The 23,450-nt window shown below is 60.9% G+C and carries 20 protein-coding genes and 1 tRNA gene; 5 read left to right on the top strand and 16 right to left on the bottom strand.

Features of this window, described 5'->3' with window-relative positions; genetic code table 11:
• Positions 1–19 precede the first annotated feature (19 nt).
• From ACQY1L_RS04935 to ACQY1L_RS04910, 6 genes are all read right to left on the bottom strand, one after another.
• Positions 20–1,510, bottom strand: coding sequence for an HAL/PAL/TAL family ammonia-lyase (locus tag ACQY1L_RS04935; RefSeq protein WP_430243092.1), 1,491 nt, complete (start codon positions 1,508–1,510; stop codon positions 20–22).
• A 92-nt stretch (positions 1,511–1,602) separates the two neighbouring features.
• Positions 1,603–2,424 (bottom strand): phosphate/phosphite/phosphonate ABC transporter substrate-binding protein, encoded by an 822-nt coding sequence (locus ACQY1L_RS04930; protein ID WP_430243829.1) that lies wholly within the window; start codon positions 2,422–2,424, stop codon positions 1,603–1,605.
• Positions 2,424–3,140: an ABC transporter ATP-binding protein gene (locus ACQY1L_RS04925; protein WP_430243090.1), complete on the bottom strand. Its 717-nt coding sequence runs from the start codon at positions 3,138–3,140 to the stop codon at positions 2,424–2,426. The genes ACQY1L_RS04930 and ACQY1L_RS04925 overlap by 1 nt, the downstream gene beginning before the upstream one ends.
• Positions 3,121–3,900 (bottom strand): ABC transporter ATP-binding protein, encoded by a 780-nt coding sequence (locus ACQY1L_RS04920; RefSeq protein ID WP_430243089.1) that lies wholly within the window; start codon positions 3,898–3,900, stop codon positions 3,121–3,123. Before ACQY1L_RS04920 ends, ACQY1L_RS04925 begins: the two co-directional genes overlap by 20 nt.
• Positions 3,897–4,901 (bottom strand): branched-chain amino acid ABC transporter permease, encoded by a 1,005-nt coding sequence (locus ACQY1L_RS04915; protein WP_430243088.1) that lies wholly within the window; start codon positions 4,899–4,901, stop codon positions 3,897–3,899. The genes ACQY1L_RS04920 and ACQY1L_RS04915 overlap by 4 nt, the downstream gene beginning before the upstream one ends.
• A gap of 1 nt (position 4,902) precedes the next feature.
• Positions 4,903–5,766 carry a branched-chain amino acid ABC transporter permease gene (locus ACQY1L_RS04910; protein ID WP_062581219.1) on the bottom strand — a complete coding sequence of 288 codons (864 nt, stop codon included), beginning with the start codon at positions 5,764–5,766 and terminating at the stop codon, positions 4,903–4,905.
• A 386-nt stretch (positions 5,767–6,152) separates the two neighbouring features.
• Here ACQY1L_RS04910 and ACQY1L_RS04905 point away from each other — a divergent pair, with 386 nt between their 5' ends.
• Positions 6,153–6,470, top strand: a complete 318-nt coding sequence (locus ACQY1L_RS04905) for a hypothetical protein (protein WP_062455952.1) — start codon at positions 6,153–6,155, stop codon at positions 6,468–6,470.
• A gap of 128 nt (positions 6,471–6,598) precedes the next feature.
• Here ACQY1L_RS04905 and ACQY1L_RS04900 read toward each other — a convergent pair whose 3' ends face one another.
• A complete protein-coding gene (locus tag ACQY1L_RS04900; RefSeq protein WP_430243085.1) occupies positions 6,599–7,054 on the bottom strand; it encodes a hypothetical protein in 456 nt (151 codons plus the stop codon).
• Here ACQY1L_RS04900 and ACQY1L_RS04895 point away from each other — a divergent pair.
• Both ACQY1L_RS04895 and ACQY1L_RS04890 read left to right on the top strand, forming a co-directional pair.
• Positions 7,042–7,449 carry a DUF6508 domain-containing protein gene (locus ACQY1L_RS04895; protein ID WP_430243083.1) on the top strand — a complete coding sequence of 136 codons (408 nt, stop codon included), beginning with the start codon at positions 7,042–7,044 and terminating at the stop codon, positions 7,447–7,449. The genes ACQY1L_RS04900 and ACQY1L_RS04895 overlap by 13 nt on opposite strands.
• 747 nt (positions 7,450–8,196) lie before the next feature.
• On the top strand, positions 8,197–9,480 hold the full coding sequence (locus ACQY1L_RS04890) for a GSCFA domain-containing protein (RefSeq protein WP_430243081.1): 1,284 nt from the start codon (positions 8,197–8,199) through the stop codon (positions 9,478–9,480).
• A gap of 785 nt (positions 9,481–10,265) precedes the next feature.
• On the opposite strand, the gene ACQY1L_RS04885 is transcribed toward ACQY1L_RS04890, so the two are convergent.
• Positions 10,266–10,341 (bottom strand) — tRNA-Ile (locus ACQY1L_RS04885).
• Between the two features lie 188 nt (positions 10,342–10,529).
• Here ACQY1L_RS04885 and ACQY1L_RS04880 point away from each other — a divergent pair.
• Positions 10,530–11,297, top strand: a complete 768-nt coding sequence (locus ACQY1L_RS04880) for an SIMPL domain-containing protein (protein ID WP_062455912.1) — start codon at positions 10,530–10,532, stop codon at positions 11,295–11,297.
• Positions 11,298–11,375: 78 nt separating this feature from the next.
• Here the strand turns inward: ACQY1L_RS04880 and ACQY1L_RS04875 are convergent, their stop codons facing one another.
• The 6 genes from ACQY1L_RS04875 to ACQY1L_RS04850 all read right to left on the bottom strand — a co-directional run bounded on the left by ACQY1L_RS04875 (position 11,376) and on the right by ACQY1L_RS04850 (position 19,197).
• On the bottom strand, positions 11,376–11,717 hold the full coding sequence (locus tag ACQY1L_RS04875; RefSeq protein WP_092661070.1) for a hypothetical protein: 342 nt from the start codon (positions 11,715–11,717) through the stop codon (positions 11,376–11,378).
• A gap of 155 nt (positions 11,718–11,872) precedes the next feature.
• Entirely contained in the window at positions 11,873–12,295 is a 423-nt protein-coding gene (locus ACQY1L_RS04870) for a secondary thiamine-phosphate synthase enzyme YjbQ (RefSeq protein WP_430243079.1), read from the bottom strand.
• 25 nt (positions 12,296–12,320) lie between these two features.
• Entirely contained in the window at positions 12,321–13,634 is a 1,314-nt protein-coding gene (locus tag ACQY1L_RS04865; RefSeq protein WP_430243077.1) for a DUF930 domain-containing protein, read from the bottom strand.
• 122 nt (positions 13,635–13,756) lie between these two features.
• The gene (rpoD, locus tag ACQY1L_RS04860) at positions 13,757–15,808 is read right to left on the bottom strand and encodes an RNA polymerase sigma factor RpoD (RefSeq protein WP_062455900.1); all 2,052 of its coding nucleotides are present in this window, start codon (positions 15,806–15,808) and stop codon (positions 13,757–13,759) included.
• A 537-nt stretch (positions 15,809–16,345) separates the two neighbouring features.
• Entirely contained in the window at positions 16,346–18,361 is a 2,016-nt protein-coding gene (gene dnaG, locus ACQY1L_RS04855; RefSeq protein ID WP_430243075.1) for a DNA primase, read from the bottom strand.
• A gap of 383 nt (positions 18,362–18,744) precedes the next feature.
• On the bottom strand, positions 18,745–19,197 hold the full coding sequence (locus ACQY1L_RS04850; protein WP_430243073.1) for a GatB/YqeY domain-containing protein: 453 nt from the start codon (positions 19,195–19,197) through the stop codon (positions 18,745–18,747).
• 307 nt (positions 19,198–19,504) lie between these two features.
• Between ACQY1L_RS04850 and carA the strand changes: the two genes are divergently transcribed.
• Positions 19,505–20,710, top strand: a complete 1,206-nt coding sequence (carA, locus tag ACQY1L_RS04845; protein ID WP_113110863.1) for a glutamine-hydrolyzing carbamoyl-phosphate synthase small subunit — start codon at positions 19,505–19,507, stop codon at positions 20,708–20,710.
• Between the two features lie 42 nt (positions 20,711–20,752).
• Here the strand turns inward: carA and ACQY1L_RS04840 are convergent, their stop codons facing one another.
• Both ACQY1L_RS04840 and ypfJ read right to left on the bottom strand, forming a co-directional pair.
• Positions 20,753–22,168, bottom strand: coding sequence for an MATE family efflux transporter (locus ACQY1L_RS04840; protein WP_430243071.1), 1,416 nt, complete (start codon positions 22,166–22,168; stop codon positions 20,753–20,755).
• A gap of 381 nt (positions 22,169–22,549) precedes the next feature.
• Entirely contained in the window at positions 22,550–23,446 is an 897-nt protein-coding gene (gene ypfJ, locus ACQY1L_RS04835; RefSeq protein ID WP_062576881.1) for a KPN_02809 family neutral zinc metallopeptidase, read from the bottom strand.
• Positions 23,447–23,450 lie beyond the last annotated feature (4 nt).

Raw genomic sequence — 23,450 nt, 5'->3', positions numbered from 1 at the left:
ATAAGATGCGCGAGGGAGGTCAAGCAGGCGGCGGCGGATTGCCGGCGATCAGTTTGCGTAGCACCTCCATATCCTGACCCAGCGGGCGATCGTCTGCGTAGATGGCCACATGCTGTCGCACCATATCGCGGACCTCCAGGGTGCCGATCGCGGGAGAATTGGTTTCGGCGAGAATGTCCTGGGCCTGGACGCCCGCCATCAATTCGATCGCAAGCACCTGTTCGGCATTGTCGAGTATGGCGAGCAGCTTGTTGGCTGCCGCGGTCGGATGCGCCAGAAAATCCTCCTGAAGCCCCGATGTCAGGCCGCCATCGGTTGCCGCGGGCGCGGCCAGCCGCCTGTTCTCGTTGACGAGTGCGGCAGCGGTATACTGTGCAATCATGAAGCCGGAATGGCTTCCCGCATCGGTCGCGAGAAACGGCGGCAGGCCGCTCACCAGCGGATTGACAAGCCGGTCGATGCGACGCTCGCTGATCGCCGCAACCTGGGCAATCGCAGCTCCCAGCGCATCGGCGGCATGCCCAAGCGCCGGCGCCACCGCATGCGCTTCGGACCAGACAAGCGGCGCATCCGGTGTTCCGGCAATTGCAGGGTTGTCGGTGACGGAGGCAAGCTCCTGATCGACTGTCCCGCAGGCATGGGCAAACACGTCGCGGGCCGCACCATGCGCATGCGGTATCGCGCGAAGACTGAGCGCATCCTGTGTTCGACGCCCGACCGCGGCCGCGATGATACCGCTTCCCTGAAGACGCGACCGCAATGCCGCTCCGACCATAGCGATGCCGGCCGAAGGCCTCAGCGCCAGCACATCCTCGTCGAAAGCCGACATCTGGCACCCGGCAGCCTCCAGCGTCACCGCGGCAATGGCATCGGCCCAATCGAGCAGCCGTTCGGCACGCGCGAGCGCCACGCAGGCGAGACCGGTCGAGCAGGCGGTGCCGTTGACGAGGCTGAGCCCTTCCTTGGCGCCGAGCACCAACGGTTCGAGCCCGATTGCGGCAAGCGCCGCGCGGCCGGTCATCCGCTCCCCCGCCACGCAGGCATGTCCCTCGCCGATCAGCACCAGCGCCGTATGGGCGTTGTGAATGAGGTAGCCGGCCGAGCCTTTCGACGGCATATCCGGAATGCAATCGGCCTCGAGAAACCGGCACAGGTATCGAACGATATCAGGGCGTACCCCCGAATACCCATGCACGAAATTGCCGATCTGCGCTGCGATCACCGCCCGCACCTCGCGGCGGCCAAGCAGTGGCCCGACACCACAGGCATGGCTCATGACGATATTGCGCGAAAGCCGGCTCTGCGACTCGCGATCGACGACCGTATCGGACAGCGCCCCGACACCCGTCGTGATGCCGTACGCCCTCGCGCCGTTTTCCACCAACGCCTCGACGATGCGTCGGGCATAGGCGACGCGGTCCCAAGCCCCTTGCGAAAGCGCGAGATCCTCGCCTTCCGCAACGTGAGCCACATCACGCCACGTCAGTGCCTTGTCGAGAAGGATCGTCACGGGCAGCGTCCCTTGAAAGGCCGGGGTCGGCGAAGGCGCTACGATAGGCGTCTCAAGGGATAAGGCAAAGTCCCGGCAGCGGCGTCGATGTGTCAGGCGACGGCAGGATAGCCAAGCGCTGCGGCCTGCCGCTCAAGCTCGAGCAGCCTCTCGTAACGGGAATCGTCGAGAACCGCGAAACTGGTCAGCGCCAGCACGTCACGCGCATCCGCAAGCGACGGATCGACAAGGGCGGCCTCAAGCGCGCATCGCAAAAGCGCCACCTCGTCATCGGATGCAGACGCCCGGGTGATAAGCGGCAGGCCGGGGCCGGACGGGGTCTCTGCCAGCACGACGATATCAGCCAGATCTTCATGCGAGAACCGCGCCATATGACCGTACGTGATGCAGTCTATCGCAGCGCAACCCGCCCTGCCCTCGGCAACCGCCGCGATGCTGGCCGCATGCCCGCCGGTTTCGATCACCCTTCCGAAGAAGCGTGGTCCGCGCGCAATCGGCGCGATCGCGGCGCGAAACAGATTGGCGCCCGAATTGCTGTCGCGACTGTTGATCGCCGCCGTCCGCCCGCGCAGATCTTCAAGCGAGGATATCCCCGCATCCTTCCGAACGATCACGAAGCTGCACATGTCCGGCCCGTCGCAGCCGGAATAGGCATAGCAAGGCGTCGCCACCAGCCGAAGGTTTCCGCGCAGACTGCTGACGTAAGGGTAGCCGCAGGTCTGCGACAACAGCAGATCCGGCCGCAGCCAGGCGTCGTCATGGGAGATCGAACGATCGAGCAAACCAGGAACCCCGGCCATGCCGGCATCGGTCAGGTGACGCGCAATAAACCCCCACAGCGCATCGGTCGCCTCAGCAACCGGTGGCGGCGCGACATACATCGCCAGACTGGCGAGCCGCGCCGGGCTGTCCATCAATGCAGACCGCCGACACCGAGCAGACGGTCCACGGTCTGCTGATCCTTCGACAGAGCATCCGGCGTGCCGCTCCAGGCAATGCGCCCGCGCTCCAGAATGATGACGTCTTCCGCGAAATCGAGCGCGCTCTGGATCCGCTGCTCCACCAGAAGGATGGTCATGTCGCCTGAGGTCGCAAGTGCCGCGAATGCAATCATCAGTTCCTCGCAGATGACGGGGGCGAGTCCCTCCAGCGGTTCGTCGAGAAGCAACACGGAGGGACGGCCGAGAATGGTGCGGGCCGTCGTCAGCATCTGCTGCTCGCCGCCGGAAAGCTGGTTGCCCAGATTGCTGCGCCGCTCCTTCAGCCGCGGAAACATGGCATAGGCCTCCTCGATCGCATCCTTCGGGCGCGCCTTCAAGCCGACGAACAGGTTTTCCTCCACCGTCAGGCTCGGGAATACACAGCGTTCCTGCGGCACATAGCCGAGGCCCGCGCGGGCACGGTCGGCGCCCGCGGCAGTGCTGATATCGGCACCGTCAAGCGCAATCCGTCCGCCGTAACGACGGGTCTGCCCGGCAAGGCTCGCAAGCAGCGTCGTCTTGCCCATGCCGTTGCGGCCGAGAACGGCCAGCCGCCGTCCAGCCGGGACCGTGACGGTGATGTCTTCCAGCACCCTGGTCGGGCCGTAGCCCGCCGACAGGTTTTCGATCTCAAGCGACGCGGCCGGCATCGGCATAGCTCCCCAGATAGGCTTCCCTGACGCGGGGATCGCGTGTGGCGTCGCCCGGCGCGCCGTCGAAGATGACAGCACCGGCGGCAAGCACCACCACCTTTTTGGCAAACCGGAAAACGAGGTCCATGTCATGCTCGATCATCAGCACCGCCAGATCGGCCGGCAGCTCGTTGAGAGCCTGCTCGATCAGCCCGACATCGCTCTGCGGCACGCCGGCCGCAGGTTCGTCGAGGAGAAGCACTTTCGGCTTCAAGGCGAGCGCGATGGCGATTTCCAGAAGACGCTGCTGACCGTAGGCGATCTCGCGAACCTTGCGGTGCATGAGCGCGGTCAGCCGCAACGTCTCGAGCCGGTGCTCCACCTCCTGCATCACGTCAGCCATGGTCAGGAAATTGCCGAAGATACGGCCGGACCGTCCTTCCCGCTGCAGGACCGCAAGGCCCAGATGTTCGGCCGCCGTCATATCCTGAAACAGCCGTGTCACCTGGAAGGACCGCACCAGCCCGCGTTTGACGCGAGCACTCGCGTCGAGCCCCGTGATCACCTCGCCACCCAGCCGCACCTCGCCAGAACTGGGGGCCAGCGTTCCCGTCACCAGATTGACGAAGGTCGTCTTGCCGGCACCGTTCGGGCCGATCAACGCCACCCGATCGCCCGCCGCCATGGACAGCGAAACATCGTTCGTGACCACCAGCCCGCCAAACGACTTTTTGAGGGAGACGACTTCGAACACGGGACTTCCGACAACTGCGGTCATGGCCGTCCCTCCCGCCGTTTTTCAAGAAACGCCGCCACCGTTCCATAGATGCCCTTCGGCGCAAACAGCACAACGGCGATCAGAAGCGCGCCGACCATGGTCAGCCAGTGGAACGGATTGACGGACGACACATAGTCCTGAAACATCATGAACGCGACGGTGCCGGCAAGGGCCCCGAACAGCGAACCCGTGCCGCCGAGTGCCAACATCACAAGCGCTTCCGCAGACTGGGTAAACGACAGCGTATCGAGCCCGACCACCTGCGTGGAGATGGCGTTGAGCGCGCCGCCCAGCCCCGCGACCGCCCCGGAAATTCCATACATCTTGACGATCGCGCGCTTCGGCGAGGCGCCCATCGCCCGGATCCGCAGCGGATCCTCCTTCAGCCCGCGACACAGCATGCCGAATGGCGACCGCACGAGAATGCGCAGGAGAACGAACACGACGAGCAGCATCACGACCGCGAACACATAGGCCGTATTGCCGAACAGATCGAATTCGAAACGGCCGAAGATCGGATCCGGCGCGATCCCCGAAAGGCCGTCGCTGCCGCCGGTAAAGGACGACATCTTGTTGGCAAGCTCGTGAAACAGATGAATGAGCGCGATCGACAGAACCAGCTGCGGCAGCCCATGCGCACGCAGCATCACAAGCCCCGACAAAAGCCCGGCAAACGTTCCGCCGACAAGACCCGCAAGCGTCATCAGCAGCGGATCGTTGATGCCGTAATGGGCAGACAGAATACCCGCCGCATAGGCGCCGCTGCCAAACAGCGCCGCATGACCAAGCGTCGCCACGCCGCAATAGCCGGTGACGAGATCAAGCGAAAGCACGAGCAGCGCCACCGCGATGATCCGCGTCAGAAGCGCCAGATTGTCCGGAAAGGCAAAATAGCCGATCGCCGCGGCAAGGACGATCACGCCGAACCCCACGACATCGCGCATCAGCGAACGGCGACGGCGAATCGCGCCCATATCCCTTGAACTCACATCAACCGCCATTCTACTTCGCCCCCTTCATGAGGCCGTTCGGAAACACGCAGATGATGGCGATCACCGCAAGGTAGAAGAAGAACTCGCCGAACTCGGGCAGCAGATAGCGCCCCGTCGTATCGACCGCGCCGAGCAGCAGGCAGGCGAGCAACGTGCCCCCGATCGAGCCTGCCCCGCCGACGGAAACGACGACCAGGAATGTCACGAGATAGCGCAGCGCATAATAGGGTTCGACCGGCAGCAATTCGGCCCCGACCACGCCGCCGAAGGCCGCAAGCCCGACCGCGACCGCAAAGCTGACCGCATAGATGATTTCGGTGCGAACCCCGAGCGCTGACGCCATCGCCGCATTATCGACCGAGGCCCGCAGCCTGATGCCGAAACCGGTCTTCTCGATCGCAAGCCACAGGCAAAGCGCCACGGCAAGACCGCAGAAGATTGCAAACAGACGATGCGCGGAAATGCTGCGGAAACCGAGATCGACCGGTTGCTGCAGCACATCCGAAAGCGGAATGGTCTTTAGCGTCGGCCCCATCAGGTAATTGGCAAGCCCGATGATGCAAAACGTGATGCCGATCGTCATCAGCACCTGCGTCAATTCAGGCGCGCCATAGATGCGACGATAGAGAAACCGCTCGATCGGCACCGCAATCACGATCGTGGCGACCACGGCGGCAAGGATGGCCGGCGCATAGCCTAGGCCGAGGTCCCGCGAAATATAGGAGGCGACATAGCCGCCGATCATCGCGAAGGCACCATGGGCGAGATTGACCACCCGCATCAGCCCCATCGTCACCGAAAGCCCGATCGAAATCACGAACAGGATCATGCCATAGGCGAGCGCATCGATACCGATGCTCAAAATCGTCTGCAACCGTCTCGCCTCCCATGCGGTCCTGAACTGCAGGCTGCTTATAATTGAAGCCGAAGGTCAAGAAAATTGCTGGGGTGACAAAAGCCGGAATTCGCCCGACATGCGGTTATCCACAGAGCGGCGCTCCGGCATGGCGAACGAAGCGAACCGACCATGCAAGAACGCCCCCAGCCGCCGCCTCATGGCCGACCAGTCGCCAGCGAGTGGCCGAGAAGTCGAAGGCAACCGTGCTCCCGAATGACGCAACCGAACCCTCCCCGAACCGACGAAGCTGCCAATGGTCAAAAACCCACGGCCCGCCCGCATGCAGATCTTTTGCTAATGTGAGGAAACCTTTTGCCCGCCATCGGGTTAAGTCACCGTAGGGAATACAAGGAAACACCATAATGATGAAGCTTCTCGCAGTAACGATCCTTTCCGCTGGTCTCGCAACGTCGGCTATGGCCCAGACGGCAACGTCCGGCACCGCCGCAGACCGCAGCAACGTACAGCAGAACACCGCAGGCGAAGGTGGCAACATCCCGCCGAAGCCAGCAGCTTCCGGCACCGTCGATTCGACAGCTACCAACAGCACCATGCCGAGCAGCAGCACGATGGGCGAAGGCAGCAAGAAGTGCAACAACGGCGGCCAGCCAGGTGACGCAGCCAACTCGGGCAACCTCCCGAACAACACCGGCACAACCGTCCAGGGCACCAACTGCTAATCAGCAGTTTTTCCCCAAAAGCGCTCTTCGCGATACCGCGGGGGGCGCTTTTTTTGTTTGGGGATAGGATCCGTTCGTAACGATTGATCCGCCACGGACGGCGCATAGGAAGAGGTCCGGATCAGCCTTCACCAACGGCTGCGGCTTCTCCGCAACGAAATCAGCTTTTCGCGCAACACAGCAAGTCCGGCAGCTTTTTCCCGTGGAGCGGGTACCTGTTCCAGGTAGCGCTCCGGTCGCTCGATAAAGGCCGAATAGATGAGCGTTTCTGTTTCGGGATAGACCCCGGCAAAGGTGATCAGCTTTTCCTGCCGCCCGTCGTGGAAGTGCAGCCGCAGCACGTTGTCATAGGGTAAAACGTAATAACCAAGGAACCATGCCTCTTCGCCGGCCTCCATCACGCCGCCGCCGTTGGCATGCAGCGCCTCGACGCAGCGGTAATATCCGCCGAACCGCAACGGGCTGTAATCCAGGCCGGCATTGCGCCCATCGGCAAAAATCCGCAAATGCCCGTTGCAACCCAAATCGAAACGTCGACAAGACCCCTTTACCCGCAAGGACGCATTCCACCATGCAGCCACCACCCGATATGGCCCCTCTTCTCGCGTACGGAGCCGTCTTCGCCGACCCGGACTTCACATTCGGCGCTTGGTCCGGCGGAGGGACGGAAGCCGGCGTCATGCAATCTCCCTACTACGCCTTCTCGGAAGGCGGACTTGGTTTTATAGAAGCCGTGGTTTCGGCCAATTGGGTGCGGCCGGAGATCGACTGGTCAAGCGACGGTCTTCGCCAGAGCTACCAGCATATGATCACGACGCCGATGGCGATCGAAACCGCTTCACAGGATGACATGGCCCACCTTTTGACAACGCTGGTGCGCGGTGATCGATTCAACGAGGGAATGCTGGCCCAGGCCTTCAACGACGGAACACTCGCCCGTATCGTCGCGCGGGCCGTTGCCCTTGCCGAAAGGGGCTGAAAACGGATCCGAGGGCTCTCCAGTCACCTGCCGATACTGAGGGGACGGATCGCTCGCTCGCACGATGTTAATAAGTATGGTTGATGTGGTGGACACGGAGAAATTCGATTAGCGCAGCAAAAGCAATGCTGTTAGTGCTAAATCGCCCCTCCGCCCTCCCCTGATCTTGTTGCGATCTTTTGAACGACGACCTCGCAGGATCAGCTATGAACCAGACCTCTCGCTCAGTCGAAACGACTGCTGTCACAGGTCTCCCACGCACCAGCAAAAACTTTGCCGAAGCCGCTGCAAGCTGCGTTAAGCATGGCGGCGACGCAAAGTATCTTGATGCGGTGCCAACTCACATGGGAATCCAAATACATGTATCGTGAGCTCTTATGCTCACGTCGCGTACAAGCACTAAGCTCTGGTGCTTCACTGGTGCAACGTAAGATTCATCGAAATAAAATCAGCCTTGAGCACCATGAGTTGGGAGCTTTCATCAGAGAAGATATAGCGCCGTCAAAACCGGGATCGTCCGACAGGCTCATCGATTGCAGGAAGCGATCAAGACGTGTGCTCGCACAGCCGGATGCCATCAGGATTGAAGGCTCGGCCCGTGGTCATAAGGTGAGTTCATGCAGAGGGTGTTGCCTACAAGCTTCAATCCGAGCAGACATGCTGCACGGGTAGGCTGCATTCACGGTGAAAATATTGACTGGCTATCAGGAGGTAATACTCTGTAAGAATATTCGAAGGGGATTTTGGATGTCGACATTTGTTTATGAGCAGGATGGCCAGAAGAAGACGACCTCCCAGAGCTTCTATCGTGGTGAGAACACGAATTTCTATCCCACGCCCGCCTCGCTGAAGGTGGCGGACGCGATCGACAAATACATCATAGCAGGCTGGAAGCCGGCGGCGCCGTTTCTGGCGAAGGAAACCCCGGTCGTTGCTTTCGGTTCCTGTTTCGCAACCAATATCAGCACCTATCTGCACGATCGCGGCTACAATGTGCTAACCAAGAAAGACAACAAGGCCTATGTGACAAAAATGGGCGATGGCATGGTGAATACATTCGCCATCCTGCAGCAGTTCGAATGGGCCTGGCTGAACAAGGTGCCCGAGGGGGATCTCTGGCACGGCTACAAGGCCGAGGAATTCGGGTATGGCGAAGAAGTGCGGCTCGTCACCAAGCAACTGTTCGACGAGGCGGAGATGTTCATCATCACGCTCGGCCTGTCGGAGATCTGGTATGACGAGCCGACCAAGGAAGTGTTCTGGCGCGCCGTGCCGAAGGACAAGTTCGATGCCTCTCGCCACAAGTTCCGCGTCTCCACCTTCGAGGAGACACTAAGAAATATCAACGCCATCTACGAAATCATCCGCCGATTCCGGCCGGAGGCGAAGATCATGTTTTCAGTGTCGCCGATTCCGCTGACGGCTACATTCCGGTCGGTGAGTGCGATTGCGGCGAACTCCGTTTCCAAGGCTATTATCCGAGCCGCCTTTGACCAGTTCTATCGCGACCGTTCGCCGAAAGATTCGTCACTCTATTATTTCCCATCCTATGAGGCGGTAAGCCATGTTTATCGCAACCAGTGGGGAATGGACGGCCGGCATGTGGCGCAATCCGTGCTGCACTTCAACATGGCGATGTTTGAGCATTATTTCTGCACGCCAGGCATTCCCACCGAACAGCTTCAACAGATCTACCAGCAGTCGCTCGTTATCGATGAGCGGATCGGCCGGGAAGGACATCTCAACCAGGGTAAATCTTACGAAGAGATCCGCGAACGAACCAAGCAGGTGAAACGCCAGCAACGGATAGATGCACGTATCGCCGAGCGGGCGCAGGCCCGCCAGCAGGCCACCGAGATCCGCAAGGCGAATGCCGAAAAGATCCGCCAGTCTCAAAAGATCAAGCAGGCCGCGAGCTTCGGATGGGGTACCTTGAGTCCGCTTATGTCGCGGATCTATCTCCCCCTTGTAACGGCCGCCGCCGGCTTTGCCGCAAATGGCTTGATCGGGTTGAGCTTCTTCGGGGATTGATTGAAAGAAAAGCAGCGGGACTGACTGAGCCTGCTGCACGGCCAGCTTTGCGCGGCTCTGAATGGTAGTCCCAATTGGACCGCGAATAGTCCTGAATTTGCAGGCAAAAACGACGCAGTTGCGATTAGGTACGGGGTTTTGAAGAGCCCGCTATTCGGCACAATGACAAATTTGATCGGCGGCAACGATACCCAGATGGTCCCGAGGAGGTCTAGGTAGGTTGCAGGCATCGTCGATGACGATTTGATAGCTGGCGGGGCCTATGTTGAACCATTAGTCGGCGTGGGCGGAGTCTCTCTTCGTAGAGATCGGCAGAAGCGAATGGAGGGATCAACTACATCAATGGGGAGGTCCCAACCTCTTCCGGATCTTTCAGCGCGGTGAAATCGGAAATTAGCAGAGAAAGTAAACGGCACTACGAGGGAATTGGAAACGATTTGGCTCTCGTTTGGAAGGACTGCGTGCGTGGATATGCTGGCAACAAGCTGGACTGCTCCTCGCGCTACTAACCGCAGGCGCGGTGTTCCCTACGGCGGCCTTCAACAAGGTGACGAAGGCATCGATCGCATATTGCGTTGCGACCTCGTGACTACTCCATCGCGATCGCTGAGACGTGTGTCGAGCCGCAGAGACCTGATACGAACACATTTGTCCGAGGAGCATGGTGAGACTATCTAACGTTTCACAACCGGCACCACACAGATGTGGAGTTACTAAACCTCGTGACAAAATTCCGGAAATTCGCGTCCGGCTACAATGAGGCTACGAAGCAATAGATAAAACATTGGTAGGCCCGGAGGGACTCGAACCCCCAACCAAGCGGTTATGAGCCGCCGGCTCTAACCATTGAGCTACAGGCCCTGCCCTTTGAAGGCATGACGACTGGCGCAATGGTTCGCCGGTCGCAAGGGTCCGTCTAGCTCAAATTGTGAACGCTCACAAGGCCTCGCCGCAATAGGTTCACAATCACACGTCACCTAGAGGATGTTCGGCTTTCAACTCAGGCATTTGGCCGGGATCGTCGAACAACCAGTATCAAAGGAGACACAATGCGCCGTTTGCCCACCGCCCCTTCTCTCGCGCCGGCTTTCCTAGCCCTTGCCCTCGGCACGGCCTTCCTTCCGCTGTCGCCGTTTTCGGCAACGGTCGCCTCTGCGCAGGAAGCCCGCACGCCGCGCGAACCGATCATCAGCGTGTCCGGTGAGGGCAAGGCCGCGGTCGCGCCCGATATGGCGATCCTGTCGCTTGCCGTCGTGAGGCAGGCAAAGACCGCCGATGCGGCCGTCTCCGCCAACAACACGGCAATGAGCGAAGTGCTCGCCGCCATCAAGGCTGAAGGCATTGCCGATCGCGACGTCCAGACCAGCAGCTTTGCGATCTACCCGCAATATCGCCAGGTAGCCCCGAAGGACGGCATCGAGCCGCCGCAGGAAATCATCGGCTACGAAGTGTCCAACACGCTGACGCTTAAGGTGCGCGATCTCGAAAAGCTCGGCGGTCTGATCGACAAGACGGTCAAGCTCGGTGTCAACCAGGGCGGACAGATCGAGTTCACCAATACCAATACCGACGAAGTGATGACGCAGGCGCGCAAGGCAGCCGTTGCCGAAGCGCTCGCCAAGGCAAAGACTCTGACGGAAGCTGCCGGCGTCAAGCTTGGCCGCATCATGGAGATCAGCGAGAATTCGGCACCGCCCATGGCCCCGCCGATGATGCGCATGACAATGGCAAAGGATTCCGGCAACGGCGTCCCGGTGGCGGCCGGCGAGACCAGCTACACGGTCAACGTCAACGTCGTGTTCTCCATCGATCCCTGATCGGATCGCTTCAACGACAAAACCCCGCCCGGCGAATGCCGGACGGGGCTGAAGATAGACTGGGACGCTTGAGATCCGTTAGCGACGGATGAGCGGGCAGCCCCGCACATTGGCAAACACGACCCGGTCGCGTCCGCGGCGGTCGACGCCGACGACGGTCACGCTGCGGCGGGAGATGTCGACGACGCGGGTACGGCGCAGACCCATCGCTTCGGCGCGACGTTCAGCCAAGCGCGGCGAGCAGCCGACGGGACGCATGTGGCGCGGGCGCTCATAGCGCGGCGGGTGGTGCGGACGCCAGTCGCGCTCACGGTACTGTACGAATTCCGGGCCGGCGGCGGCGGCGATTGGCGCGGACGCCGAAATCCCTGTCAGAGCGATCAAGGCTGCAAGGCCGGCCTTCGCCATCAGGCGTGTGATTGTAGTCATCTTTTGCTTCTCCTGAACCTGTCACCGGTTGTCCGGCTGTCTCGCGTCGGCCTTTCGGGCCAACGGTCGATGCAACTCTATCCAACCCAGCTGAATGCCTGCAAAACCGATCATTCAGTATGTGTTCATTTGGAAAACAACGATCATCACGACGAAAGATGCAGCACGATCTCTCGACGGTGCGGGCTGTCGCGGTGCTCGAAGAGATAGATCCCCTGCCACGTGCCGAGCACCAGCCTACCGCCGGTTATCGGAATGCCGATCGAGACTGCCGTCAGTGCCGCCTTGATATGTGCCGGCATATCATCTGGCCCTTCCATTGTATGGCTGACCCAGCCCATCGAAGGATCGTCCGAGGGGGGAACGAGGCGGGAAAAGAACGCCTTCAGATCGCTCTTCACGTCCGGATCGGCATTTTCCTGAATGATCAGCGAACAGGACGTGTGGCGAACGAAGACGGTCAGCAGGCCCTCGTCGCGCCCAGCCTGGCGCACGAAGCGTTCGGCTTCATCCGTGAACTCGTATAGCCCTTGGCCTCTGGTCGAAATCTGGATCGCGGTCTGCGGCATCGAAATTCTCTTCTCTGCTTGAAGATCAAAACTCGGGAAAACCGCGCTTGCGCCATTCCGAGCGCGGCACGAGGCCACCCACATTCATCGAAAACGAAACGATTTTCGTGGCATCGGCATCCACTTCGCAGCGGAAGCTGACGTCATGCCACTGCCCTTTGGCGCGAAAGCCGATATTGCGCGCCTCGAGAACCGTCCCATTGGGCAGCTTCGGTGCGGGCAAGACATCGGGATTGTAGGCGGGCGAGCCGTTCTGCAATTGCGCGCTGAGTTCCGACGAGCAGAGCTGCCCTGCCCGAACGCCGCGCGGTATGCCGGCCATCGCAACGGTCGCCAGCGCATCACCGGTATCGCGCGCGGAAAACAGCGTTCTGACGGGCTTGAGATCGCCGGCGGCAGTGGATGGTTTCGGCGGCGCCGGCTTTTGCGTCGGCACGGGTGCGGAGGAAGGCGGCCCTGTAAAGAGCCCGGCCGTCATCGCATCAGGAGACGCACCGCCGGCAGGTCCGGGCATTCCCGACGGATCGGAGCCTGGAACACTGAGCTGCGGTGGCGTCATCTGGGTCGGCACCGGCGCTTCTGCTGGCGCGCCCTCGCCCTGTCCGTTGGTACCCGCCGTCTGTGCAGGCTCCTCAGGCGCTGGCGGATCGGCATCGGTCGCAGCGGGCGCTGGCGCATCCTCCGCAGCATTGCCGTCAAGCGCCTGGCGCGGACCGCTGTCCTTTTCGCCAAACTGGAACACAGGCCGCAGTGCGGACATCGGCGGCGCTGACGCCTGCTTCTCCTCCTCGGCCGGTGTCGGGCTTGCAGGCGGCGGCGGCGGTGCCGGCTGCTCGGCCTTCTGCGGTGCCTCGGGCTCTTTCGCTTCTTCCGGCGCCTTTTCTTCGGGCGGCTTTTCTTGAGGCTGCGGCTCTTCGGGCTTTGGTTCTTCAGGCTTGGGAGGCTGAGGTTCCGGCGGCTTCGTCTCCTCCGGCTGTTCGTCCTGCGCAGGGGAAGGCGGCGGAGCAGCTTCCGGTGCCGAAGCCTTGCTCGCCGAAATCACGGGGTCCTCGAGCGGATCTTCCTGAGGCTTCTGCTCGGGCGGCTTTTCCGGTGGCGGCTCTTCGGCCTTCGCCTCTTCCTTGAGGTTCAGCTCGTCAGGCTTCTTCGCTTCTTCGACCGGCTCCTGCTTGTCCTCTTCCTGCGGCGGCACAAGCTCCACCTGGACGGTTTCCTCCTCGGGAACCGCATTGGTCGGCAGCGGCAATTTGACGAGGAGCGCGCCCGCGATGATCAGATGCAGAGCGACTGACGCACCCAGCGCCGTTGCGATCACCTTCTTATGGGGGGCGGGAGACATATCCGGCATGGCTCCCATGTAGGATGGTTCGCGGGCATGATCGAGTCCGGCCCGATCACAACATCAATAAAAAAGCCCGGCACGTCATAACGGCCGGGCTTTTAATGGGTCTGGTCCAGCGATCAGCTGTCGAGGAACGAGCGAAGCTTGCGGCTCCGGCTCGGGTGCTTCAGCTTGCGCAGCGCCTTCGCCTCGATCTGGCGGATACGTTCGCGGGTAACCGAGAACTGCTGGCCGACTTCTTCGAGCGTGTGGTCGGTGTTCATGCCGATGCCGAAGCGCATGCGAAGAACACGTTCTTCACGCGGCGTCAGCGATGCGAGAACCCGCGTCGTCGTTTCACGAAGGTTCGCCTGGATGGCGGCATCGATCGGCAACAGCGCATTCTTGTCCTCGATGAAGTCACCCAGATGCGAATCCTCTTCGTCACCCACAGGGGTTTCGAGCGAGATCGGCTCCTTGGCGATCTTCAGGACCTTGCGGACCTTTTCGAGCGGCATGGCCAGCTTTTCGGCCAGCTCTTCCGGGGTCGGCTCGCGACCGATCTCGTGCAGCATCTGGCGCGATGTCCGGACGATCTTGTTGATCGTCTCGATCATGTGCACCGGAATACGGATCGTGCGGGCCTGGTCGGCGATCGAGCGGGTGATCGCCTGCCTGATCCACCAGGTCGCATAGGTCGAGAACTTGTAACCGCGACGGTATTCGAACTTGTCGACGGCCTTCATCAGGCCGATATTGCCTTCCTGGATAAGGTCCAGGAACTGCAGGCCGCGGTTGGTGTATTTCTTGGCGATGGAGATGACGAGACGAAGGTTCGCCTCGACCATTTCCTTCTTGGCGATCCGCGCTTCGCGCTCGCCCTTCTGCACCATCGACACGATCCGGCGGAATTCGGTGATCGAAATACCGGTTTCGGTGGCCAGGCTCTGGATCTCCTGACGGATATCGCGAATGGCGTTGAACTCCGCCTTGGCAAAATCCTTCCAGCCGCGTGCCGACAGATTGGCGATCGACTTCATCCAGTTCGGATCAAGCTCGGCACCCTGATACTGCTCCAGGAACGAGTCGCGCTTGACGCCGTAGGATTCAGCCAGACGAAGAAGACGACCTTCGTTCTGCATCAGGCGCTTCGAAATGTCGTAGAGCTGTTCGACAAGGCTTTCGACGCGGTTCTGGTTCAGCGACAGCGACTTCACTGCCGTGATCAGTTCGTCTTTCAGTTCCTTGTAGCGGCGCTCCTGAGCGGAAGACAGCGTGCCGGAGGCGGCAAGCCGCTGCTCGACCTGCTGGTCCTGAAGCTTGCGCAGCTTCTTATAGGTATCCGCAATCGTGTCGAGCGTTTCCATGACCTGCGGGCGCAGTTCCGCTTCCATGGCGGCAAGCGAAAGGTTCGACTCGTCGTCGTCCTCTTCCTCTTCTTCCAAGCCCTGGTCACCGCCGACAGCGGTGATGTCGTCATCGTTGGCAGCAGAGAAACGAGCCTTGCGGGTCTTTTCCTTTTCCTCGGCAGCCTTGCGGTCCGCCTCGATCTTTTCCGGGCTCTGGAACTGTGGCGCAGCCTTCGCCTCGGGACCCGAATAGGTCGTCTCGAGATCGATAATCTCGCGCAGCAGCGTCGTGCCTTCGTTCAGTTCGTCGCGCCAGATGATCAGCGCCTGGAACGTCAGCGGGCTTTCGCACAGACCGGCGATCATCGTCTCGCGGCCGGCCTCGATGCGCTTGGCGATCGCGATTTCGCCTTCACGCGACAGAAGCTCGACCGAGCCCATTTCGCGCAGATACATGCGGACCGGATCGTCGGTACGATCGGTGGGTTCTTTCTTCTTCGCCGTGGCAAGAGCGGTGCTGGACGTCGGGGCAAGTTCGCCGCCTTCGCTCTCTTCGCTCTCGTTGGAGTCCTCCTCCTCGGTGGTGGCCTCCTCGGCTTCTTCATCTTCAACGACGTTGATGCCCATGTCGGACAACATCGCCATCGTGTCTTCGATCTGTTCGGAAGTGACCTCTTCGGACGGAAGGACCGAGTTGAGCTCGTCCATCGTCACGTAGCCGCGCTTTTTCGCGGCTTTGATCATCTTCTTGACCGCGTCGTCAGAAAGATCGAGAAGCGGACCGTCGACCGAGCCTTCGCGCTCGGTATCGGCTTCTTCGTTTTCTTTGACTTTAGTTGCCATGTATGTCGTCGCTTTCCCTGAACGCCACTGCGCAGCGCTTCGTGGCCTGCGGCGGAGGGCAAAAGCCACACCAGCCGCGAATCAATATCCAACTCGTAACGGAATGACCTTTAACTCCCGATTACCATCGGCGACCGCTACTCGCGGGGACCGCCAGAACGAAGATGCCGAACATCGCCGCGGCGCTAGACCCACTCCACCAATATTGCCCGAAATGGTGATTCCCACAAAATAACGCTTCGTCAAGTTCTTCCAAAGCTTGTGCCCAGGAAAAGTGGAAATTACCTTACGACCATGTCCCCGTTGGCGGTACTCCCGTCATATTGAAGCCATATGTAAGCGGTGCACAATGAAAGACAAGAGCCCGCCGCCCGGTAAAAACCCTTGGCTCTACCCGAAATGCGCGGGATTGACGCCATTTTCCGATGCGTTGCAACAATACAGTGATCAATCAAGAGCTGTATAGACCACTCCACTCGCGCTGTTAATCCATCAGGCGACCAATTCAACACGGTTTAGTATCTGCGCAGCTCTCCTTCATCCGTGACTGACGGCAGCGCCCTTGACGCGTCCTGACAGAACACCGAAGCCGTCGATGATCGCTTCCTGGTTTTCAAGCCTGGAAATTTCATTCTGTACCTCCAGAAGTGCACGCAGCAGGATCTCGGCACGCTCGGCCTCGTCCTCGGTCATCTCCGCGAGTTCACGCTCCAGCTCGATCTTCTGCCAGCGGAGCTCCTTGTTTCTGGAATGCAGTGCCCGGGTCTGACGGTAGGCTTGCAGCGAATCCTGCGGATCGGCCTCTTCCGTCGCCGTCCACAGTCGCGCATTGCGGATCTGCTTGTTCATTGACTTCAACAGTTCCTCAAAGCCATTCTCGCCGAGTTCCCGTTTCAGGTCCTGCACCGTCAAACCGGCACCGGCCTGCCCGACAATAGTCAGCACGCAAGACCACATCCGTTTCAGATCGCGGTTCTCGAATTCGATCGAGGCGATCTCGTCATACTCGTTGAGCAGAAGCTGCGGATGATGGACGATGGTCAGCGCCAGCACGCTTTCGCGCAGGGCCGGAAGGTCGAGATGTCCCCGCACCAGCCCCGATCGCGTCAGGCGGTCGGAAACACCCATTCCGCGCCCCTGCTGCTGGAACGACGATCCACCCCGTCCGCCGGCCGCACCGCCTCTGCCGGCCCCGCCGCCTTCGCGCTGCTGGTAGCTTTGACGACGATCGCCACCGCCGCCATTGCGCTGCGGCTGGAACAAGCCGTTGAGACGATCGCGCACATTCTGCTGGTAGTGACGGCGCACACTTTCGTCGGCAATCACGGAAACGATCTGCTTGAGCCTTGCCTCGAGTTCCGCCCGCTTTTCCGGGGTCTCGAAGGCGGCACCATTGGTTTCCCGCTGCCAGACCATCTCCGCCAGCGGACGCGCCTGCGCGATCACGCCATCGAACGGCGCTCTTCCCTCGTGCTTGACGAGATCGTCCGGATCCTTGCCGTCTGGAAGCAACGCGAACCGCACCGAGCGGCCGGGCTTGATGGAGGGAAGCGCGAGATCCGCAGCACGGTTTGCAGCACGGATACCGGCACCATCGCCATCGAAACACAGGATCGGTTCCGGCGTCATCCGCCAAAGCAGCTCCAGCTGGTTTTCGGTCAAGGCCGTACCGAGCGGCGCGACGGCATTCTCGACGCCCACCTGGCTGAGCGCGATCACATCCATATAGCCCTCGACGGCTATGATCGTGCCCGGCTCCTTGGATCCCGGCCCTGGCTGGGCCGCCCGCCTGGCGCGGGTAAAATTGTAGAGCACCTGACCCTTGTGGAAGAGTTCGGTATCCGGCGAGTTCATGTATTTGGCCGGCGCATCCGGCGCCATCGCGCGTCCACCAAAGGCAATCACCTTGTCGCGCGACGACAGGATCGGGAACATGATGCGGTCGCGGAAATAGTCGTAGGATACGGCAATCCCCTCGCCATGACGCACCAGCCCGCAGGCCTCGATCTGCTCCTTGGCCACACCCTTGCCGGCGAGGAACTCCTTGAGCGCATTGCGGCTGTCCAGCGCATAGCCGAGCCGGAAATTCTCGATCGTGCGCGCCGTCAGTCCGCGGTCGCGAAGATAGGCGCGTGCCTTGGCGCCGGTTGGGCTCTGCAACTGGTCCTGAAAGAAGCGCGTCGCCATTTCCATGACGTCGAGAAGCGACATCCGCTCCCGTTCACGCTTTTCCGCCTGCGGATCGGGTTGCGGCATGGCGATACCAGCCATATCGGCGACCTGCTGGACGGCTTCTGGAAAGTTCAGCCCTTCCAGATCGGTCATGAAGCGGAAATGATCGCCCGACACGCCACAGCCGAAGCAGTGATAGCGGCCCTTGCGGTCCTCGCAGTGAAAGCTCGGGCTTTTCTCGCCATGGAACGGGCAGCAGGCCCAGAAATCGCCGCGCGCGGCATTGGTCTTCCTGCGATCCCAGGTGACACGACGGCCGATCACCGTCGAAATCGGCACCCGATCCCGGATCTCATCAAGAAAACTGTTTGAAAAGCGCATGTCTACCTCGCGGGCCAGAGACCATATTAATGCTCAGTGCGCAGGAATGCCAGCCCGGCCGCAAATCATGCCCGCTATTCACAGGCCGCCGCTCCGTGAACACCGACCCGATCAACCCACAGAAATTAACGAATTGTAACTTGCGATACGCAGGTTCCCTGCATAGCGTTGAATCCGACAAGACGTGCCGTCAGTCGCCTCGACAGGCGGGTACGGCATCTGAGATTGCTCTTCAGGACGGCTGCCTGCAATGACTGCGGTCGATCGTCCTCTCCTACCGGTGGCATGTCCGCGGTCGGCCGATGGGAGGCGTAGAAGAGCAAAAGGCGGGAACTCCATGAAGGACTTCCCGCCTTTCTCGTTTTATGCGTAGCGGCTAGACCTCAGCTCAGCTGCGCCTTGATCGTGCCGGACGCCTTGGCGAAATCCATCTGGCCGGCATAGCGTTCGCGCAGAATGGCCATCACCTTGCCCATGTCCTTCATTCCAGCAGCACCGATCTCGGCGATGACGGAAGCGACGATCTCGCTCGCCTTCTCGTCGGAAATCTGTTCCGGCATGAAGGATTTGATGACGGCGATCTCTTCGCGTTCCTGTGCTGCAAGTTCCGGGCGGGCGTTGTCTTCGTAGATCTTCGCCGACTCCTCGCGCTGCTTCACCATCTTCTGGAGGATCTGCAGGATTTCGTCGTCAGTGGCAGCGTCCTTGCCGGTGCCGCGATTGGCGATGTCACGGTCCTTGATGGCGGTCTGGATCAGCCGCACGGTCGAAAGCCTGCGGGTTTCCTTCGCCTTCATCGCTTCCTTCATCGCTTCGGAAAGCTTGTCGCGCAACATGGCCTGTCTCCTTGAACGTCACTCGATCCGCAGCGGACCGATCTTTTGCGACGTCATAGAACAAGCGTGAACGGCGATCAAACGTTTTGCCGACACGGCAAAACTCACCGATTGCCGGCCTTTGCGCCCAGCTTTCTCATAAACGGCAATTGACCCGCTGTTCTGCCTTGTTTATGTCGAGGACCTGCACAACAATTGGATAGTGGGCCGCAAGCGGGTTTCCGCGCGCCCTTTTCTGCGACGAGAGATGACCTCGACACCCTGTTTTCCGTTTCGGGAAACGGGCCGCTGGGGCAGAAGGATGGATATGACCGCGACCACCCCTTGGACCACGAAAAAACCCACCGCCGTTCTCGTGCTTGCCGACGGAACCGTGATTGAAGGAACAGGCATTGGCGCGACCGGCAAGGTCACCGCCGAAGTGGTGTTCAACACCGCCCTCACCGGCTACCAGGAAATTTTGACCGATCCGTCCTATCTCAGCCAGATCGTCACCTTCACCTTCCCGCATATCGGCAATATCGGCACCAATGACGAGGACATCGAGGACCTGACGCCCGCTGCCCGCCGCGGCGCCGTCGGCACGATCTTCAAGGCCGACATCACCGAACCATCGAACTACCGCTCGGCAAAGGATCTCGACGCCTGGCTGAAGAGCCGCGGCGTCATTGGCCTCTCTGGTATCGACACACGCGCGCTGACCTCCTGGATCCGCCAGAACGGTGCCCCGAACGCCGTGATCGCCCATGATCCGAACGGCAATTTCGACATCGAAGCGCTGAAGGCGGAAGCCAAGGCCTGGAGTGGTCTCGAAGGTCTCGACCTCGCCAAGGAAGCGACCTCCGGCCAGTCGTCGCAGTGGACCGAAAAGCCCTGGGTCTGGAACGAAGGTTCCGAGGAACTGAAGGCCGAGGATGCCAAGTATCACATCGTCTGCATCGACTACGGCGTGAAGCGCAACATCCTGCGCCTGTTCACCGGCCTCGACTGCAAGGTCACGGTCGTCCCGGCCCAGACCTCGTCGGAAGACATTCTGGCGCTGAAGCCGGATGGCATCTTCCTGTCGAACGGCCCGGGCGATCCGGCAGCCACCGGCGCCTATGCTGTCCCCGTCATCCAGGACATCGTCAAGACCGACATCCCGACCTTCGGCATCTGCCTCGGTCACCAGATCCTCGGCCTCGCACTCGGTGCCACGACCGAAAAGATGCACCAGGGTCATCACGGCGCCAACCACCCGGTCAAGGATCACACGACCGGCAAGGTGGAGATCGTGTCGATGAACCACGGCTTCGCGGTCGACTCGAAGTCGCTGCCGCAGGGTGTTGAGGAGACTCACATTTCGCTGTTCGACGGCACCAATTGCGGCCTGCGTCTGTCCGGCAAGCCGGTCTTCTCCGTCCAGCATCACCCGGAGGCATCGCCCGGTCCGCAGGACAGCCACTACCTGTTCCGCCGCTTCATCAACATGGTGCGCGAGAACAAGGGAGAGGCAGCGCTCGCCGAGCGCTAAAACCTTCTCAAGTCACGGTTTCAATCAGATGGCCCGCTGCTCTCAGCGGGCCATTTGCTTATGACGCTGCAAAAGAATCCAGAACCGTCCGCAGAGGAAGAGAGCTGCGGCGGCAAGGCCGATCACGAAACCGAACCAGACACCCTCGCCGCGATAGCCGAGCGGAAATGCGAACACCCAGGCGCAGACGAAGCCGATCGGCCAGTAGGCGATCAGCGCCAGCAGCATCGGCACTTTCGTATCCTTCAATCCGCGCAAAAGCCCGGCCCCTACGGCCTGCAGCCCGTCGACCAGCTGGAAGATGCCGGCAATGACAATCAGCGGTGTGGCGAGCGCGAGCACCGCAGCGGCGTCCGGCTGACTGGTGTCGAGGAAAAGCCCCGCCAGCGCGCCCGGCATCACGGCGTAAAGGACACCGCCGATCGCCGTGAAGATGATGCTGACGATCAGCACGGCCCCGCCGGCCCTTCGAACACCGACCATGTCACCACGACCGTTGGCAAGTCCGACCCGAACCGTTGCGACCTGCGCCAGACCCAGCGGCACCATAAAGGCGATCGAGGCAAGCTGCAGCGCAATCCCATGGGCGGCAAGCTCGAGCTTGCCGATACTGCCCATCATCAGCGAAGCTGCCGCAAACAGGCTCGTTTCGGCAAGGATCGTGAAGCTGATCGGCAGTCCGAGCAGGAAGACTTCCCGAACCATCGACCAGTCAGGCTTCCAGAAGCGCACGAAGAGTTCATAGGCGCGCATGGCGGGCTGCGCCTGCACATAGGCGATCGCGATCAGGAAGCCGACCAGGTTGGCGGACACGGCAGCGATCGCCGCGCCATGAAGACCCAGCTGCGGCGCTCCGTAATGGCCGAAGATCAACAGATAGGCGACGATCGCGTTCATGATGAACATGCCGATCGTGATGTAGAGAACGATCCCGCCCTTCTCCAATCCAGTCACAAAACTGCGCAATGCCATCAGGCCAAGCGCCGGGAACATGCCCCATTGCGCAATGCGAAGATAGCTCTGCGCATTGGCCGCGACATCGGGCGCCTGACCGAGGCCGAGCAGCATCGGTTCGCTAAACCAGAGCAGCGGTGCCACAAGCGTGCAATAGGCAATCACCACCCACAGCCCCATGCGCACCGACCGGCGCACGCCAATCCGGTCGCCATGGCCGAGCGCTTGCGCAACCAGCGGCACGACGGCGCTGGTGAACCCGGTGCCAAAGATGAACACGACGAAAAACAGCTGCGTGGCAATGACCACGGAGGCAAGTTCGGTCGTCCCAAGCCAGCCGACCAGAATGACGTCGGTCGTATGGATCGCCATCTGCGCAAGCTGGGCTCCCACCAGCGGGATGCCGAGCGCAAACGTGCCGCGCAGATGCGACGACCAGGAACGATCCGTAATGACGGCGTCGTAAGGCGCAGATGCACCGGGTGTGTTCGGCAAGCCCGACATCGATTAATCCTACAAATGGAAAAAGCCGCTTCCAGAAACGGTCAGCGGCACGGTACCCTGCCTATAAAGAAGGCATCGGGGTTCATCAAGGCTCGGCACCGATCCAGCAAAAATTGTAGGGCGAAGTTCACTAACGTTGATGGGTGACGTGACAGGTCTGACGGACCGATCGATGGGAGGATGGTGCGGCAAGGATTCTCGGCCTTGTCCATCGCCGCCGGCTGGTGCCGAATGCAGCCCGGCATAGGCCCCGGCTTTGCGCAGTCGAGCACGCCGAAACCGGGAAAGTGCGGGCGATCGGTTTCGCCGCCCACACGATTTTTCGAAGATTGATCTCTAAATCACGGCTCTGCTGCTCGCCGGAGCAGCAGAGATCACTGCTCAGACATTGCCCGAGAACGTGTCGCAGGCCTTCATGTCGCCGGTGTCGAAGCCCTGCTTGAACCAGCGCATCCGCTGCTGCGAGGTGCCGTGGTTGAAGCTTTCCGGGACGACATAACCCTGACTGCGCTTCTGCAGCGTGTCGTCTCCGATCTGCTGGGCGGCGTTCAGAGCCTCCTCCAGATCGCCGCTTTCGAGAAAGCCCTTTTGTTGGGTCCGCTTGCCCCAAACGCCGGCAAAGCAGTCCGCCTGAAGCTCGACGCGAACCGACATGCGGTTGGCCTCGGTCTCGCTCATATTCTGCCGCGCCTGGTTGAATTTCGGCAATACGCCGAGCAGGTTCTGGACGTGATGCCCGACTTCATGCGCGACCACATAGGCCTCGGCAAAATCGCCTCCGGCCCCAAGCCGCTGGCTGAGTTCCTTGAAGAACTCCGTATCCAGATAAACCTTGCGGTCACCCGGGCAGTAGAACGGGCCGCTTGCCGACGACGCAAAACCGCAGGCAGACCGAACCTGACCGCCGAAGAGAACCAGCGTCGGCTCCTCGTAACGAGCGCCGTTGCTCTGGAAGATTTCGTTCCAGGTGTCTTCGGTATCAGCAAGGACGGTGCGGACGAAACCGGTCATCTCGTCTTCAGCCGGCGTACGCGGCGCCTGCTGCGTGGTGCTGGTGCCCGTATCCATGCCGGTATCGCCGCCCGACAGAAGCGTCAGCGGATTGATGCCCGTGACCCAGCAGATGATCAGCACGACGACGATGCCGCCGATGCTCAATCCACCACCGCCACGTCCGCCGCCACCGATCGGGATGCGGAAACCGCCACCGCGGCCACCCATCGAGGCACCCCGTTGATCCTCGACATTGTCGGATTGCCGACGCCCTTTCCATTCCATATCG

Origin of the sequence: Neorhizobium sp. DAR64862/K0K3 (assembly GCF_050500185.1) — a bacterium.
Taxonomy (GTDB): Bacteria; Pseudomonadota; Alphaproteobacteria; order Rhizobiales; family Rhizobiaceae; genus Neorhizobium; species Neorhizobium soli.
The sequence above is the reverse complement of the archived record's forward strand: the minus strand, read 5'-3'. Positions and strand labels throughout refer to the sequence as shown.